We start from the raw sequence: 16,405 nt of genomic DNA on the forward strand, positions 1-16,405 counted from the left end.
TGACGAGTATAACAACCGCCAGGTGTAACTATGGCCGATAGCTCACGTGAATTTCTGCTGGAGATGACGGGTATCAATAAGTCATTTCCCGGCGTTAAAGCGTTGGATAATGTTAATTTACGCGTTCGCCCGCACTCTATTCACGCGCTGATGGGGGAAAATGGCGCCGGTAAATCAACCTTATTGAAATGCCTGTTTGGCATTTATAAAAAAGATACGGGCAGCATTATTTTCCAGGGGCAGGAAGTTGATTTTAAAAGTGCCAAAGAAGCGCTGGAGCATGGCGTTTCCATGGTGCATCAGGAACTGAATCTGGTGTTGCAACGCAGCGTGATGGACAACATGTGGCTGGGGCGTTATCCGGCAAAGGGCATGTTTGTCGATCAGGACAAAATGTATAAAGACACCAAAGAAATCTTCGACGAACTGGATATCGATATTGATCCGCACGCCAGGGTTGGCACGCTGTCGGTTTCACAGATGCAGATGATCGAAATCGCCAAGGCGTTTTCCTATGATGCAAAAATCGTCATTATGGACGAGCCCACCTCTTCGTTAACCGAAAAAGAGGTGAACCACCTGTTCACCATTATCCGCAAGTTAAAAGCGCGTGGCTGCGGTATTGTTTATATTTCCCACAAGATGGAGGAAATCTTTCAACTGTGCGATGAGATCACCATTTTACGTGACGGCCAATGGATCACGACCCAGCCGCTGGCGGGGCTGGATATGGACAAGATTATCGCCATGATGGTTGGGCGTTCGCTCAGCCAGCGCTTCCCCGATCGCAGTAATACGCCGGGTGAGGTTATTCTGGAAGTGAAAAACCTGACCTCGCTGCGCCAGCCTTCGATCCGCGACGTCTCTTTTGATCTGCATAAAGGGGAGATTTTGGGGATCGCCGGGCTGGTGGGGGCGAAGCGCACCGACATTGTGGAAACCCTGTTCGGCATTCGTGAAAAAGTCGCGGGCACCATTAAGCTGCACGGCAAGGCGATTAATAACAACAGTGCAAACGAGGCGATTAACCGCGGCTTTGCTCTGGTGACCGAAGAGCGGCGTTCCACCGGGATCTATGCCTATCTGGATATCGGTTTTAATTCGCTGATATCCAATATTCGTAATTATAAAAATAAAATTGGCCTGTTGGATAACGTGCGCATGAAAAGCGACACCCAATGGGTGATTGACGCCATGCGGGTAAAAACACCGGGGCACCAGACGACGATGGGTTCACTCTCCGGCGGCAACCAGCAAAAAGTGATCCTTGGGCGCTGGTTATTAACGCAGCCGGAAATCCTGATGCTGGATGAGCCGACGCGCGGAGTTGATGTGGGGGCTAAATTCGAAATTTATCAGCTGATGGCTGATTTGGCGAAAAAGGGCAAGGGGATCATTATCATCTCGTCCGAAATGCCGGAGCTTTTGGGCATTACCGACAGAATACTCGTGATGAGTAACGGCCAGGTTGCGGGCATCGTTAATACCAGACAAACCTCGCAAAATGAAATCTTACGTTTGGCATCCCTGCACCTTTAAGGATCGTAATTATGAATGTGCTGAATAAAAAAACGCTGTTCACCTATTTTAAAGAAGGTGGCATTTATGTGGTATTGCTGGTGCTGCTGGCGATTATTATTATCCAGGACCCAACTTTCTTAAGCTTAATGAACCTGAGTAATATTCTTACGCAGTCTTCGGTGCGTATTATTATCGCGCTGGGGGTGGCGGGGCTTATCGTGACCCAGGGCACGGACCTTTCCGCCGGGCGCCAGGTGGGGTTGGCGGCGGTGGTGGCGGCCACGCTGTTACAGTCGATGGATAACGTCAACAAAGTGTTCCCGCACATGGAAACCTGGTCTATTCCGCTGGTGATCCTGCTGGTTTGCGCCGTCGGCGCGGTTATCGGCCTGATTAACGGCTTGGTGATTGCCTATCTTAACGTTACGCCGTTTATCACCACGCTGGGCACGATGATTATCGTGTATGGGGTTAACTCGCTGTATTACGATTTTGTCGGCGCTTCGCCGGTGGCGGGGTTTGATCAGAAGTTCTCAACCTTCGCCCAGGGGTTTATTCGCTTTGGCGATTTCAAGCTTTCCTACATTACGTTTTACGCGGCGATTGCGACTATTTTTGTCTGGGTGCTGTGGAATAAAACGCGCTTCGGCAAAAATATCTTTGCGATTGGCGGTAACCCCGAAGCGGCGAAAGTCTCCGGTGTGAATGTGCCGCTGAATTTGATCATGATTTATGCGCTGTCGGGCGTGTTTTATGCCTTTGGCGGCCTGTTGGAGGCCGGCCGTATCGGCAGCGCCACCAATAACCTGGGCTTTATGTATGAACTGGATGCCATCGCCGCCTGCGTGGTAGGCGGGGTGTCGTTTGCCGGCGGGGTGGGGACCGTGCTGGGGGTGGTGACCGGGGTAATTATTTTTACCGTGATTAACTACGGCCTGACCTACATTGGTATCAACCCGTATTGGCAGTACATCATCAAGGGCAGCATTATTATCTTTGCGGTGGCGTTGGATTCGCTGAAGTACGCCAAGAAGAAATAGTCCCTCACCCTATCCCTCTCCCACAGGGAGAGGGGACCGCCCGAGCATCATGTTAGATATAGCGCTCGGCTGTGGGATGTTGCTCTCTCTCCCCATGGGAGAGGGCTGGGGTGAGGGCCGAACCGACAGTGATCTTAGCGGCACGGTATGCTCCCCCTCCCCGTGGGAGAGGGCTGGGGTGAGAGCAGAACCGACGTGATCTTGGTGGCACGGTATGCTCCCTCTCCCCGTGGGAGAGGGCTGGGGTGAGGGCCGAACCGACAGTGATCTTGGTGGCACGGTATGCTCCCTCTCCCTTTGGGAGAGGGTTGGGGTGAGGGCAGAACCGACATGATCTTGGTGGCTCGGTATGCTCCCTCTCCCCGTGGGAGAGGGCTTGGGTATCAGGATTTCTTCAGCGCCTTTTGCTTTTCCGCCGCGAGTTTATTTCCCTGCTCCACCATCTGCTCCGGCGACACGGCCGGGTAGCCTTGGGCGTCTTCGGGCACGTTGTGCATGGAAGATATCGGGATCATCGGGCCGAGGAAACGCGGCTCGCGCTTCAGAATATATAAATCGTTCAATGCGCCAAGGCGGGCGAAAATCTCGCGCACCCGCACCGTCATCATGTCTTTTGGCGAGGGCACCGCATAGCACTGCGCCTGAATGCCCATATGCAACGCAATAAACAGCGCGCGTTCGCAGTGGAAACGCTGGGTGATGATAATAAAATCGTTGGCATCAAAAACTTTGCGGGTGCGCACAATGGAATCGAGCGTGCGAAAACCGGCATAGTCCAGCACGATGTCGCTGGGCGCCACGCCGGCGGCGATCAGATCGCGGCGCATGGTCATCGGTTCGTTGTAGCTTGACTGGGCGTTATCGCCGCTTAGCAGCAGGTATTTCACTTTGCCGCTGTTGTAGGCGTTGAGCGCGCCCTGAATACGGTAGCGATAATACTGATTAATCACGCCGGTGCGGTAATACTTGGCCGTGCCAAGCACCACGCCAACCTGCCGATGCGGCAACTCTTGCAGCTCGTCGTAAACGTAGGGGGCGGTCTTCCAACTGATCCAGCGATCGAGCGCGATAACAGACAGCACCAACACCGCAATGATGATGAACAGGCTAATTATCAGGCGTTTCCACATTTCCGGGCCTTACGCACATAGATGCTGACAGAATAGAGCAAGGCTACTTTACCTGACTAGCTGGCGCAAGCGATGCACCATAAGGAACGCGTGCGGCGCCACATTTTTCAGCAGGCTATACGCTATTGCCCCCCATGATGGGGGGCAATAGATGTAGGGTTAGAACGACGTGCGTTTGTAGTTGCGGTACTGCGGGCTCCAGAAATTGTGCTCAATCGCTTTTGACAGCGCATCTTCCGATGTCACCACCGCCACGCCTTGCAACTGCGCTGCTTTGCCCACTTCCATGGCGATGCATTTCGATACGCCCTGAATGTCGTCAATGTTCGGCAGCAGCGGGCCCTCGCCATCGTTGGCGAGCGGCGAGCATTCGGCCAGCGTGCGGCTGGCGGCCATCAGCATGGCGTCGGTCACGCGGTTGGCGCCGGAAGCCAGCACCCCAAGGCCGATGCCCGGGAAGATATAAGAGTTGTTGCACTGGGCGATCGGGTACTGTTTGCCTTTGTACATCACCGGGGCGAACGGGCTGCCGGTGGCCACCAGCGCGGCACCATCCGTCCAGTTGATGATGTCTTCCGGGCGAGCTTCTACGCGGGAAGTCGGGTTGGACAGCGGCATGACGATCGGGCGCGGGCAATGTTTATGCATCTCGCGGATGACTTCTTCCGTGAACAAGCCGGGTTGGCCGGAAACGCCGATCAGAATGGTCGGTTTGGCGTTGCGCACCACGTCCAGCAACGAAATCGCATCGTTTTCCAGCCCCCAGCTCGCCAGCGCTTCGCTTTTTTGCACCAGCTTGCTCTGGAATTCGAGCAGGTTGGGCAGCTTATCGGTGAGCAGGCCGAAGCGATCCACCATGAATACCCGAGCGCGCGCTTCTTCTTCGCTCAGCCCCTCGGATTTCATCTGGGCGACAATCTGTTCGGCAATCCCGCAGCCGGCGGAACCGGCGCCGAGGAAGGCCACGGTTTGATCGCGCAACTGGCAGCCGGCCGCGTGGCTGGCGGCGATCAGACTGCCGATGGCCACAGAGGCGGTGCCCTGGATGTCATCGTTGAAGCAGCAGATTTCGTCGCGGTAACGGTTAAGCAGCGGCGTGGCATTCTTTTGGGCAAAGTCTTCGAACTGCAGCAGCACGTTCGGCCAGCGGCGTTTTACCGCCTGGATAAACGCTTCGACGAATTCGTAGTATTCGTCGCCGGAGATGCGCGGATGGCGCCAGCCCATGTACAGCGGATCGTTCAGGCGCTGCGGATTGTTGGTGCCGACGTCCAGCACTACCGGCAAGGTATAGGCCGGGCTGATGCCGCCACAGGCGGTGTAGAGCGAAAGTTTACCGATAGGAATGCCCATGCCGCCGATGCCCTGGTCGCCCAGGCCGAGGATGCGCTCACCGTCGGTGACCACAATCACCTTCACGTTTTGCTTGGTGGCGTTTTGCAGCATGTCGTCGATGCGATCGCGGTTCGGGTAAGAGATGAACAGCCCGCGCGCGCGGCGATAAATATCGGAAAAGTGTTCACAGGCTTCGCCAACCGTCGGCGTGTAAATGATCGGCATCATCTCGCTCAGGTGGGCGTCCAACAAACGATAGAACAGGGTTTCGTTGGTGTCCTGAATATTGCGCAGATAAATGTGCTTGTCGTTATCGTTTTTGAAGTCCAGATACTGGCGGTAGGCGCGTTCCACCTGTTCTTCAATGGTTTCTACCGCTTCCGGCAGCAGGCCGTGCAGATTGAAATTGCTGCGTTCTTCTTCGGTAAAGGCGCTGCCTTTGTTCAACAGTGGAAATTCCAGCAGGATAGGGCCGGCATAGGGGATATAAAGCGGGCGTTTACTTTCGTATTCAAGTTCCATGGATTTCACTCTTTAGCGTATCAGATAACGTTTATACCCTTTCATCATTCAAGCCGCAGGTGCGCTCGGTGCCGCCACGGCCTGGGTATTCGTTCGCTTGCTGCCTTCCCGCACCTTGATATTTATCGGGTATATCGTGATAGATCCTAAAAGATAAGGGAAATATGTACAGCAATTGTTATCAGATTATGGGGGAAAAGGGCAGGTATTTGCTATTGATCGACACATTATTTAACGAATACCGGCAGTTAGCGCAAAAATAGGGCGCTGCTGGTGCTTGCAGCGCCGGTAATTCAAAAGGCCACGCGTTGAATATCCAGGCAGCCCAGCGCTTCCAGCGTGGCGCGCGTGGCGGCCCATTGGCTGAACGGCGCGTTTTGCGGTTCGGCCAACACCGCGCGGCTGATTTGCTGGCAGTCGGCGCCAGCCATGTTCATCAGAACCAGCGCGGCCTGCAACGGCGGCAGGCTTGGGTTGAAGGCGGCGTTTTCCGCATAGCGGCCGGTGAACACCTGGCCGTCTTGCGCTTCCAGCGCAACGCCGCTGTGGGCGTTGCTGTATGGCGCATGGCTCTGGTTGGCCGCGGCCAACGCCGCTTTCGCCAGCTCATCGTCCAGTTGCAGTTGGAAACCGTGGTCAACGTTATCCATCAACAACGAATCGATCGCCAAGTCTTTCGGCCCGAAAGCATCAGGCAGATAATCCCCCAGCGTGGCCGGCTCGCGGTTCGGGAGATGAATTTCCAGCGCCAGGCCGCTGTTGAGTTCATTCATAAATTGGCGGCAGTGCCCGCAAGGGGTGTAATTAACGGTGATGGCGGCCAGCCCGCTTTCACCGCGCAGCCAGGCATGAGTGACCGCACTTTGTTCGGCGTGTACCGTTTGCTGCAGCGGCGCGCCGTTGAACTCCATATTGCTGCCGAAATAGAGATTGCCGCTTGTGCCGCGGGCGATGGCGCCCACATGGAAGTTTGAGATGGCCGGCAGCGCGCAGGCGGCGGCCAACGGCAACAGGGCGAAGGCCAAAGCGTTATCATCCAGCCCGCAGTGCTGCTTGATGGCTTCCGCTTGCTTTGCGCTCAGCACGCCCTGGAAGTTTTCAGTATCAAGATAGGGTTGCAGGGCCGCCTGCAGGGTGGCAGGCAAATCGCGGAAAGCAGTATGAAAACGCGTATGCATAGAAACTCTCTCCTCAGAAACGGGATATCATTCTAGGTAACCTTTGCATAATAATGTGTGACAAATATCTCTTTATCTATGAAATTAATGTAACGGAAAGGAAGCGAATGAGATTTAACGCAAAATTTACCAGGCCGCCAATTCTGGCTGGCGGCCTGCCGGGCGTTAGCTGAACAGATGCAACATGATCGGAAACAGGATCGGTGCGGTCAGCGAGGTAATGATGCCGCAAATGACCAGCGCCAGCGAGCTGAACGCCCCTTCCTGGAAATCCATTTCCACGCAGCGCGCCGTTCCCAATGCGTGCGAGGCGCTGCCCATCGCCAGGCCGCGGGCGGATTTGGTGTTAATGTGCAGCAGGTTGAGCAACGGGTGGCCGAACACGGCGCCGAGGATACCGACAAAAATCACGCACACCGCGCTGATGGCGGGGATGCCGCCGATAGAGTCCGCCACCGCCATGGCGATGGGTGTGGTGACGGATTTAGGCACGATAGAGGCGGCGATTTCCGGCGTCGCCCCCAGCCACAGCGCGATGGCCCCACCGCTGATCATCGCGGCCATGCTGCCGATAAAACAGATGGTGATGATGGATTTCCAGCGCGCGCGGATCTGATGCAGTTGTTCATACAGCGGGAAGGCCAGCGCCACCACGGCCGGCTGCAGCAGATCGTTTAGGATTTTACTGCCCTGAAAATAGCTTTCGTAAGAAATGCCGGTCAGCAGCAGGAACGGAATAATCAACGCCATGGACACCAACAACGGGTTGAGCAATGGCATATGCAGCTTGATCGCCAACTGCCGGGCGGCATAGAACACAATCAGCGTTAATGGCAGCGACCACCAGATATTCTGGATCATTTCTGTTCCCTCGCGCTTTCGACTTTTTTATTGGCGAGCGGGTGCCGGCTGTGTAGGTAGTGTGAACTGTAGCCCACCACCAGCAACACCACTAGGGTGCTGACCAGGCAGGAGACCACTAACGGCCCCAGGTGGGCGATAAGCTGATCGTAGTATTTCATTACGCCAACGCCGATCGGCACGAACAGCAGCACCATATAGCGAATAAAGAAATGGCAACCCGGTTTGGCCAGGCTTGAACGCACAATCTGTGAAGCGAGCAGGGCAAACAGAATGAGCATGCCGATAATGCTGCCGGGGATGACGATTGGCAATAGCGCCGAAATGGCATTGCCGGCAAATAAACAAAGATAGATCAGGCCGAACGATCGCAGGTATCTCCAGCCTTGTGTATACATGTTGCCCATGACGTTTTCCCCTTTAACTGACGCATTCATCATACAATTAAAGTGTGAGCTGTGCCACAAACGGCCGATGAATTCTGTCTATGGTAACCATTCCACTTTTACTGGTTGGCGTAGTGAATAACGGTAGCCGTTTCTGGCGCAAACGTCGCCAGGGGCGATGAACTTATAGGATTTTTTTTATGCCTTACCGGCTATTTCATGATAGAAATGAACACCTAAATATAAGTAATTAAAATAAGACAGGAAACAACACATGACACAAGCATATACCCATATCCCACCTTTCCGTGCTGATGTGGTCGGCAGCTATTTGCGCCCGCAATACTTACATGACGCGCGAGCGCGCTTTGCCAAAGGGGAGATTTCTGCCGCAGATTTGCAGGCTGTTGAAGACCAGGCGATTACCGAATTGGTGGCTAAACAGAAGGCCGCAGGGTTGCAGGTGATCACCGATGGCGAGTTCCGCCGGAGCTGGTGGCACCTGGACTTTATGTGGGCGCTGAACGGGGTTGAAAAGGCATCCATCTCTAAGGGATATGTGTTCGCCGATAAAGAAACCCGCCCGGAAACCGCGCGCCTGACCGGGAAAATTTCCGGTGAAAACCATTTGTTTATCGAACACTTCAAATTTTTGCTGCAGTTCGCTGAAGCGGGCATTACTCCGCGCCTGACCGTGCCTTCCCCGGCGCAGTTTCTGGCGGAACTGCAGCGCCCGGATAACAAAGCGCTGACGCTTGCCGTCTACCCGACGGAAGACGAACTGGTTGCCGATATCGCCAAGGCCTATCGCACCTTTATTAAAGAGCTGTATGCAGCCGGTTGCCGCAACCTGCAGTTGGATGACTGCACCTGGGGTATGCTGGTGGATCCGAAGTTTGCCGGCGGCGGCGCGGCGGATACGCCAAAATCGACCGAAAGCGGTTGCAGCTGCTGTGGCGGGGAACCTGCCGAGCCAACCAAAGCCCAGGCTTTGGCCGAGCTGTACCTGAAGGTGAATAATGCGGCCATTGAAGGGGCGCCGGCCGATTTGGTGCTGACCACCCACGTTTGCCGCGGCAACTACCACTCTTCCTGGGCTGCCAGCGGCGGCTACCAGCCGGTGGCTGACGTATTGTTCGCTCGTGAGAACGTGGCTGCTTACTACCTGGAGTTTGATACTGAACGCGCCGGGGATTTCTCGCCGCTGGCGAAGGTATCACCGAATAAACAAGTGGTGCTGGGGCTGATTTCTTCCAAGCTCGGTGAGCTGGAAGACAAACAGGCGGTTATTGCGCGCATCAAAGAAGCGACGCAGTACGTTCCGCTGGAGCGCCTGTGCCTGAGCACCCAGTGCGGTTTTGCTTCAACGGAAGAGGGCAACGTGCTGACCGAAGAGCAGCAGTGGGCGAAGATTGCCCTGGTGAAAGCCGTTGCTGATGAGGTGTGGGGCTAATTCCTCGCTTTTCCCTCACCCTAACCCTCTCCCATAGGGAGAGGGGATTGCCCGAGCCCTTGTTCATGCCCCTTCTCCCACTACTGGGCACGAATACTCCCTCTCCCTGTGGGAGAGGGCCGGGGTGAGGGTTCGCACTCGCTGCCGCTACCGGGCACCAATACTCCCTCTCCCTTTGGGAGAGGGCCGGGGTGAGGGTTCGCACTCGCTGCCGCTACCGGGCACCAATACTCCCTCTCCCTTTGGGAGAGGGCCGGGGTGAGGGTTCGCACCCGTTGCTGCCACCGGGCACCACTCCCTCTCCCTTTGGGAGAGGGCCGGGGTGAGGGGCGCATTCGTTGCCGCTATTGGGCACCAATACTCGCTCTCCCTTTGGGAGAGGGCCGGGGTGAGGGGGCGCACCCGCTGCCGCTACCGGGCACGAATACTCCCTCTCCCTTTGGGAGAGGGCCGGGGTGAGGGCATTAAGTGCGTAACCCGCGTTGCTCAAACGCCCGTGCCGCCATCATTTTTACAAAGCGCGTTGCTGAAATGCCAAATACTAATCAAGCTAGCTTCAAACTCTCGCCGGAAAAGCCGCTCTCTGCTGAGCAACTGGCGCTGAAACAGCGCGTTGAAGCCTTCCTCATTGATCACCAGAACGACGAACACGCCCTTTTTGTTATCCATGGCGACGCCGGCACCGGAAAAAGCGTTTTCCTGAACGCATTGTTTGCCGATATCCAGGCGCAAAATCGCCAGCGGCCGGGCAGCCCGTTTGCCGGTCAGGAAAACTACCTGCTGGTCAACCACCCGGAAATGCTCAAAGCCTACAAAAATGCCGCGCAGGGTGTGCCTTACCTGCGGAAAAAAGACTATGAGCGGCCGACAACCTTTATCAACCGTATGGATAAAAGCGGCAGCCAGGCCGACATAGTGCTGGTTGACGAAGCCCACCTGTTGCTGACGCGCAGCGATCGCTACAACCATTTCAACCAAGACAACCACCTGGTTGAAATTGCCCGCCTGGCCCGACTGATTGTGCTGGTGTTTGATGAAAAACAGGTGCTGAAATTCAAAAGCCTGTGGCGGGGGGATGATTTGGCGCAGGTCGTTGGCCGCTGGCCCCATGAAAGCTACGCCTTGCGGCACCAGTTCAGGATGCAGGCCGGTAGTGCGGTGCAGGCCTGGATCGACCATTTTTGCCAGTGCCACCTATTGCCGCTGCCCAGCGCCGGGCACGAGCACCAGACTTTTGAGATAAAAATCTTTGCCGATGCCCAGGCGATGTATGATGCCATCCGGCAGAAAAACCGCACGGTGGGGCTGTCGCGGATGCTCTCTACCTATGATTACCCTTACCGGCTGGACGGCCAGGACTATTTTATCGAGGAAGGGGCATTCCGGCTGCGCTGGGATCGCTCAAAGCCGAATGAACGCTTGCCCTGGGCGGAACGGCCAGACACCATTGATGAAGTGGGATCGGTATATACCGTGCAGGGGTTTGATCTTAACTATGTCGGGCTGATCCTCGGGCCTTCCGTATCCTGGGATGCTCGCCAGCAGGAAATTGTGCTGGATCCCAGCCGTTATGAAGACAGCGCGGCTTTTCAGGGCAAAGCGCAGGTTGCCGAGGCCGGCAGCCTGCAGCGGCGCATTATGCTCAATGCCATTAACGTGTTGATGACCCGAGCGATCAACGGGCTGTATATCTATGCCCATGACGCTGGGTTACGTAATAAACTGCTGGCTTTGCAAAGTGCGGCAGTGACCAAAGGAGATAATCATGTCTGCAACTGAAGTGCTGTGGATCGACGATAAGCGTATGGCTGGCGTTTCCCGGCCGGTCGAGGCTATCGACGATCGTGTGAAGGCGGTGGTGGACGAGATGTTTGCCGTGATCGATGCCACCAAAGATTCTGGCCTGGCGGCTATCCAACTGGGGATCCCGCTGCGCATTGTGGCGATCGACATCATGGATGATGCCGGGCAGCGCCAGCGGCTGGCGTTAATCAACCCGCAGATCGTCAGTGTTTCAGCGGAGAAAACGGCGCATCTGGAGCTGTGTTCTTCCATTCCCGGCCACCCATTGCCTGCTGAGCGGGCCAGGCAGGTGACGGTGGCATTTACCGATCTGGCCGGCGAGCCGCAACAGATTGAAGCCAGCGGCGCCTTTGCCGTTTGCCTGCAGCATGAGATCGATCATCTGGATGGGCACCTGCTGGTCGATGGCCTCTCCGAACTGAAGCGTAACCGCATCAAAACGCAGCTGGCCAAGTTGCGGCGAAAAACGACCCCGCGCACGATCTAGGCCGCTTGAATCCGGAGTTTTGTAGGCCTATCATTTATGCGGTTATTGTTGTTGTTGACGAGTAGGAGGTCATAAATGATAACTGTGTATGATAGGTACAGAAACCGGATTGCCCCAGGCTGCAAGGTTATGGACAGCGAAACCGGTAAAGTTGGGGTTATCGCTTCAATTCATCAAAACGGAATGGAGCAAGATCAGGCCCGCCGCGCAAATTGCGTTGAACTGAAAGGCATTAACGGGCTCTTCAAGCCTGAAAACCTGATGGGCCTTGGCACTTTGCATTGATAATCCCGCGTAAAGGCCAACCTCCGTGTTGGCCTTAATGTACTTTCCCTACCGTGCTTCCCACTCGCCTTAACCAAGGCGCTTGACGCTAAAAACGTGTTACCGAATGTGGCGCTGCCCCGCACGGCTGCTGGTTGCAACCTAGTGTTTTTGCGCCGCTAACGTGGCGAACCAAGGCTGAATGAAATCATCGCTGGCGCCCCAGCCCGGGATAATTTTCGCCAGCCCGGCGACGTTGACCGGCCCCGGCTGGCTCAACAGTAATGCCTGTGGGATGGTGGCAGCTTTAAATTCATAGGTGGCCGGCGTGGGTTCGCCAGCAATCTTGTTCGCCACCAGGCGCAGGTTGATCGCGCCAATCAGTTTGGGATCGACCGCCACGCTGACTTTCCACGGGCTGCCAGCTTCGCGCATCAGTTGCAGATCCTGATTAGAAATATCAATGCTGTAGAGTTTGATTTCCGTACGGCCGTTCTCTTTTAACGCCTTATATGCGCCCTGAGAAAATGCATCCCAGGTACCCCAAATCGCGTCAATCTTACCCTTTGGATATTTAGCCAGGATCGCGCCGACCTTGTTGGCGGTATCGCCCTGCACGTCGGAAGATACGGCCCCGATAGATTCCAGCTCATGGATGCCCGGGTTTTGTTTCAGCAACTGCTGATAAGCCGCCTGGCGGCGCTCCATCGGCGGGAAACCGGCCACCCACAGCTTGACGATATTGGCTTTGCCATTGAAATCCTTCACCAACTGGCCGAAGGATTCATTGGTCAGCGATGCATCGTCCTGCTGGGTGACGGTGGCGCCAGGCACGCTGCCGCTGACATCGGTATCAAAGACGGAAACGGCAATGCCGGCGGCGGCAATACGTTTGACCAGATCGGTAGAATAAGGCGCACGGCCCTGTGAAAGAATAATGCCGTCGTATTTCTGGCTGATGGCCTGGTTGACGAAATCCTGGAAGCGGGCGTCATCGCCATTGCTTAAGAAGGTATCGATCTTAAAACCCAGCTTGCGGCCTTGCTGAATGGCGCCGGCCAGGAACTGGGTAGTGTTGTCATCAGAGCCCAGGTTACGAATGATGGCAACGCGGATTGGCCCCTGGTGGCTAGCGATAGCGGCAGGCACCGGCGCCGGCACGGTTTCCGCCGCCAGCGATGGCAGTGCAATCAGCAGACTGAGCGCCAGCAATGAGGTCTTTATCTTTTTCATTATTGCTCCATAAGCAGGTGGAATTGTGATGGTTAAATATCCGTACAGAAGTCTTTCTGTCTGGACGTCTATTTGTTGTGTTTGCAGCATCATAACCAGATAAGTTGCGATAATGAATTATTTTTTTGATGAATTTTTTTCAGGATGTTGCCCGCAAGTTTTTGGCGCGTTACGCAAAGTGGGCAAAAGGCGGATGCCGGCATATTTTTCGCTGTTTATAGTCGCAGGCAGGGGGCCTTGCGATGGAAAAAAGCGTGCTGCAAAACGCCCGGCGGCTACGGGCTATGATGACACCAGCGGAAAAAACCGCCTGGCTGGGGCTACGCGATCGGCGTTTGGGCGGTTACAAGTTCCGCCGCCAGTTGCCGATTGGGCCATACATCCTTGATTTTGTTTGTCTGGAGAGAAAGCTGGTTGTTGAGCTGGATGGCGGGCAACATATGGAACAGGCCGCTTATGACGCGCGGCGTACGCGTTATCTCGAGCAGCATGGGTTTAAGGTGCTGCGATTTTGGAATAATGAGGTGTTTGATAACTGGAGTGGGGTTCAAGCCGTTATTTTGCAGCATTTGTGCGAAGAACCCCCTCACCCCGGCCCTCTCCCAGAGGGAGAAGGGGCGCCGGGATAGGCATGGGTAGACGGGGAGCGGTGCAGGAAGGTTGGCATGGATGAACCCTCACCCCGACCCTCTCCCAGAGGGAGAGGGGGCGATGGGATAGGCCTGGGTAGTTGGGAACCGATGCAGAAAAGTTGGCATGGACGAACCCTCACCCCGGCCCTCTCCCCAAGGGAGAGGGGGCGCCGGGATAGGCCTGGGTAGACGGGGAGCGATGCAGAAAAATTGGCACGGACGTACCCTCACCCCGGCCCTCTCCCAGAGGGAGAGGGGGCGCCGGGATAGGCATGGGTAGACGGGGAGCGATGCAGAAAAGTTGGCGCGGACGAACCCTCACCCCGGCCCTCTCCCCAAGGGAGAGGGGGCGCCGGGATAGGCCTGGGTAGACGGGGAGCGATGCAGAAAAATTGGCACGGAAGATCCCCTCTCCCGGCGGGAGAGGGTTAGGGTGAGGGGGAGTTACTTAACCTGCATCCCTGGTTGCGCGCCGCTGTCTGGGCTCAGCAGGAAGATATCTTTCCCACCGGGGCCAGCGGCCATCACCATCCCTTCAGACACGCCGAAACGCATTTTGCGCGGCGCCAGGTTAGCGACCATGATCGTCAGGCGGCCTTCGAGCAATTTCGGGTCCGGGTAGGCAGAGCGAATACCAGAGAAAATCTGGCGCGTTTCACCGCCTAAATCCAACTGTAGCTTCAGCAGTTTGCTGGAGCCTTCCACGAAATCGGCGCTTTTGATCAGCGCAATGCGCATATCCACCTTGGCAAAATCGTCAAAGGTAATGGTCTCCTGGATAGGATCATCCGCCAGCGGGCCAGTCACCGGCTTGGCGGTGCTCATGTCCTCTTTGGATGCGTTAACCATGTCATTCACTTTGTCGAGATCGATACGGTTGAACAGCGCCTTAAACGCATTCACCTGGTGGCCCAGCAGTGGCTGCTGGATGCTATCCCAGCTCAGTTCGCTATTCAGGAACGCTTCCGCACGTTCGCTCAGCGAAGGCAGCACCGGTTTCAGGTAGGCCATCAGAACGCGGAACAGGTTGATCCCCATCGAGCAGATGGCCTGCAGATCGGCATCGCGGCCTTCCTGCTTCGCCACCACCCACGGCGCCTGTTCGTCGACGTAGCGGTTAGCAACGTCAGCCAGCGCCATGATCTCACGGATAGCGCGGCCGGATTCACGGCTAGCATAGGCTTCGGCAATGCTTTCCGCCGCATCGACAAAGGTTTGGTACAGCGCAGGATCGGCCAGTTTATCCGCCAGCTTGCCGCCAAAACGCTTGTTGATAAAGCCGGCGTTGCGGGAAGCCAGGTTAACCACCTTATTCACGATATCGGTGTTTACACGCTGGACGAAATCTTCCAGGTTCAGATCGATATCATCAATGCGTGAGGACAGCTTGGCCGCATAGTAGTAGCGCAGGCAGTCGGCGTCCAGATGCTGCAAATAGGTGCTCGCCTTGATAAAGGTGCCGCGTGATTTCGACATCTTGGCGCCGTTCACGGTCACATAGCCGTGCACAAACAGGTTGGTCGGCTTGCGGAAGTTGCTGCCTTCCAGCATCGCCGGCCAGAACAGGCTATGGAAGTAAACGATATCCTTGCCGATGAAGTGATACAGATCGGCGGTGGAGTCTTTGCGCCAGAATTCATCGAAGTCCAGATTGCCGCGTTTATCGCACAGGTTTTTGAACGAGCCCATATAACCGATCGGCGCATCCAGCCACACGTAGAAGTATTTGCCCGGCGCGTCGGGGATTTCGAAGCCAAAATACGGCGCATCGCGGGAGATATCCCACTGTTGCAGGCCAGATTCAAACCACTCCTGCATTTTGTTCGCCACCTGCTCTTGCAGCGCGCCGGAACGGGTCCAGGCCTGCAGCATTTCACTGAATGCGGGCAGATCGAAAAAGAAGTGCTCGGAATCACGCATGATTGGCGTAGCGCCTGAAACCGCTGATTTAGGATCGATCAGCTCGGTTGGGCTGTAGGTGGCGCCGCACACTTCGCAGTTATCGCCGTATTGATCCGCCGCCTTGCATCTTGGGCAGGTGCCTTTAACGAAACGATCGGGCAGGAACATACCCTTTTCCGGATCGTAAAGCTGGGAAATGGTACGGTTCTTGATAAAGCCGTTTTCTTTCAGGCGGCCGTAAATCAGGCTCGACAGTTCGCGGTTTTCATCGCTATGGGTCGAATGATAGTTATCATAGCTGATGCCAAAACCGGCGAAATCCTGTTGGTGCTCCCGGCTCATTTCCGCAATCATGTCTTCAGGCTTGATGCCCAGTTGCTGCGCTTTGAGCATGATTGGCGTACCGTGCGCGTCATCCGCACAGATGAAATAAACCTCGTGGCCGCGCATTCGTTGGTAACGAACCCAAATGTCCGCCTGGATGTGCTCGAGCATGTGGCCGAGATGGATGGAACCATTTGCGTACGGTAGTGCGCACGTCACCAATATTTTTTTCGCGACTTGAGCCATAGTGATAACTTGCTTTTCTGTAATGATAAAAGGGGCTTTGATGTTAACCGATCGCGCCCCTCGCGGCTAGGGCGGTTTCTTTCCGGCT

General features: G+C 55.6%; 14 protein-coding genes. 7 read left to right on the forward strand and 7 right to left on the reverse strand.

The window, feature by feature from the left end:
• The first annotated feature begins 30 nt into the window (after window positions 1–30).
• The gene (mglA, locus tag ABFX35_RS03460; RefSeq protein WP_279026917.1) at window positions 31–1,539 is read left to right on the forward strand and encodes a galactose/methyl galactoside ABC transporter ATP-binding protein MglA; all 1,509 of its coding nucleotides are present in this window, start codon (window positions 31–33) and stop codon (window positions 1,537–1,539) included.
• Window positions 1,540–1,550: 11 nt separating this feature from the next.
• Window positions 1,551–2,561 carry a galactose/methyl galactoside ABC transporter permease MglC gene (gene mglC / locus ABFX35_RS03465; RefSeq protein ID WP_346079167.1) on the forward strand — a complete coding sequence of 337 codons (1,011 nt, stop codon included), beginning with the start codon at window positions 1,551–1,553 and terminating at the stop codon, window positions 2,559–2,561.
• 383 nt (window positions 2,562–2,944) lie between these two features.
• On the opposite strand, the gene sanA is transcribed toward mglC, so the two are convergent.
• The 5 genes from sanA to ABFX35_RS03490 form a co-directional block, all read right to left on the reverse strand.
• Window positions 2,945–3,691, reverse strand: a complete 747-nt coding sequence (sanA, locus tag ABFX35_RS03470; protein WP_279029606.1) for an outer membrane permeability protein SanA — start codon at window positions 3,689–3,691, stop codon at window positions 2,945–2,947.
• A 159-nt stretch (window positions 3,692–3,850) separates the two neighbouring features.
• On the reverse strand, window positions 3,851–5,548 hold the full coding sequence (locus ABFX35_RS03475) for an NAD-dependent malic enzyme (RefSeq protein WP_279029604.1): 1,698 nt from the start codon (window positions 5,546–5,548) through the stop codon (window positions 3,851–3,853).
• 293 nt (window positions 5,549–5,841) lie between these two features.
• On the reverse strand, window positions 5,842–6,726 hold the full coding sequence (gene cdd, locus ABFX35_RS03480; RefSeq protein ID WP_346079170.1) for a cytidine deaminase: 885 nt from the start codon (window positions 6,724–6,726) through the stop codon (window positions 5,842–5,844).
• 165 nt (window positions 6,727–6,891) lie between these two features.
• Window positions 6,892–7,587: a CidB/LrgB family autolysis modulator gene (locus tag ABFX35_RS03485; protein WP_121525999.1), complete on the reverse strand. Its 696-nt coding sequence runs from the start codon at window positions 7,585–7,587 to the stop codon at window positions 6,892–6,894.
• A complete protein-coding gene (locus ABFX35_RS03490; RefSeq protein WP_095845243.1) occupies window positions 7,584–7,994 on the reverse strand; it encodes a CidA/LrgA family protein in 411 nt (136 codons plus the stop codon). Before ABFX35_RS03490 ends, ABFX35_RS03485 begins: the two co-directional genes overlap by 4 nt.
• Before the next feature lie 253 nt (window positions 7,995–8,247).
• On the opposite strand from ABFX35_RS03490, the gene ABFX35_RS03495 reads away from it, so the two are divergent.
• From ABFX35_RS03495 to ydfZ, 4 genes are all read left to right on the forward strand, one after another.
• Window positions 8,248–9,426: a 5-methyltetrahydropteroyltriglutamate--homocysteine S-methyltransferase gene (locus ABFX35_RS03495; RefSeq protein ID WP_346079172.1), complete on the forward strand. Its 1,179-nt coding sequence runs from the start codon at window positions 8,248–8,250 to the stop codon at window positions 9,424–9,426.
• A gap of 531 nt (window positions 9,427–9,957) precedes the next feature.
• Window positions 9,958–11,205 (forward strand): DUF2075 domain-containing protein, encoded by a 1,248-nt coding sequence (locus ABFX35_RS03500; protein ID WP_346079174.1) that lies wholly within the window; start codon window positions 9,958–9,960, stop codon window positions 11,203–11,205.
• Window positions 11,192–11,716, forward strand: a complete 525-nt coding sequence (gene def, locus ABFX35_RS03505; protein WP_346079177.1) for a peptide deformylase — start codon at window positions 11,192–11,194, stop codon at window positions 11,714–11,716. The genes ABFX35_RS03500 and def overlap by 14 nt, the downstream gene beginning before the upstream one ends.
• 75 nt (window positions 11,717–11,791) lie before the next feature.
• On the forward strand, window positions 11,792–12,001 hold the full coding sequence (gene ydfZ, locus ABFX35_RS03510; RefSeq protein ID WP_121525995.1) for a putative selenium delivery protein YdfZ: 210 nt from the start codon (window positions 11,792–11,794) through the stop codon (window positions 11,999–12,001).
• Window positions 12,002–12,142: 141 nt separating this feature from the next.
• Here ydfZ and ABFX35_RS03515 read toward each other — a convergent pair whose 3' ends face one another.
• Window positions 12,143–13,213, reverse strand: coding sequence for a sugar ABC transporter substrate-binding protein (locus tag ABFX35_RS03515; protein WP_346079179.1), 1,071 nt, complete (start codon window positions 13,211–13,213; stop codon window positions 12,143–12,145).
• Between the two features lie 242 nt (window positions 13,214–13,455).
• Here ABFX35_RS03515 and ABFX35_RS03520 point away from each other — a divergent pair, with 242 nt between their 5' ends.
• Entirely contained in the window at window positions 13,456–13,842 is a 387-nt protein-coding gene (locus ABFX35_RS03520) for an endonuclease domain-containing protein (RefSeq protein ID WP_346079181.1), read from the forward strand.
• A gap of 447 nt (window positions 13,843–14,289) precedes the next feature.
• Here the strand turns inward: ABFX35_RS03520 and metG are convergent, their stop codons facing one another.
• Entirely contained in the window at window positions 14,290–16,317 is a 2,028-nt protein-coding gene (metG, locus tag ABFX35_RS03525; RefSeq protein ID WP_279029690.1) for a methionine--tRNA ligase, read from the reverse strand.
• Window positions 16,318–16,405: the final 88 nt, after the last annotated feature.

The sequence above is a fragment of the Gibbsiella dentisursi genome (genome assembly GCF_039539505.1).
Lineage (GTDB): Bacteria > Pseudomonadota > Gammaproteobacteria > Enterobacterales > Enterobacteriaceae > Gibbsiella > Gibbsiella quercinecans.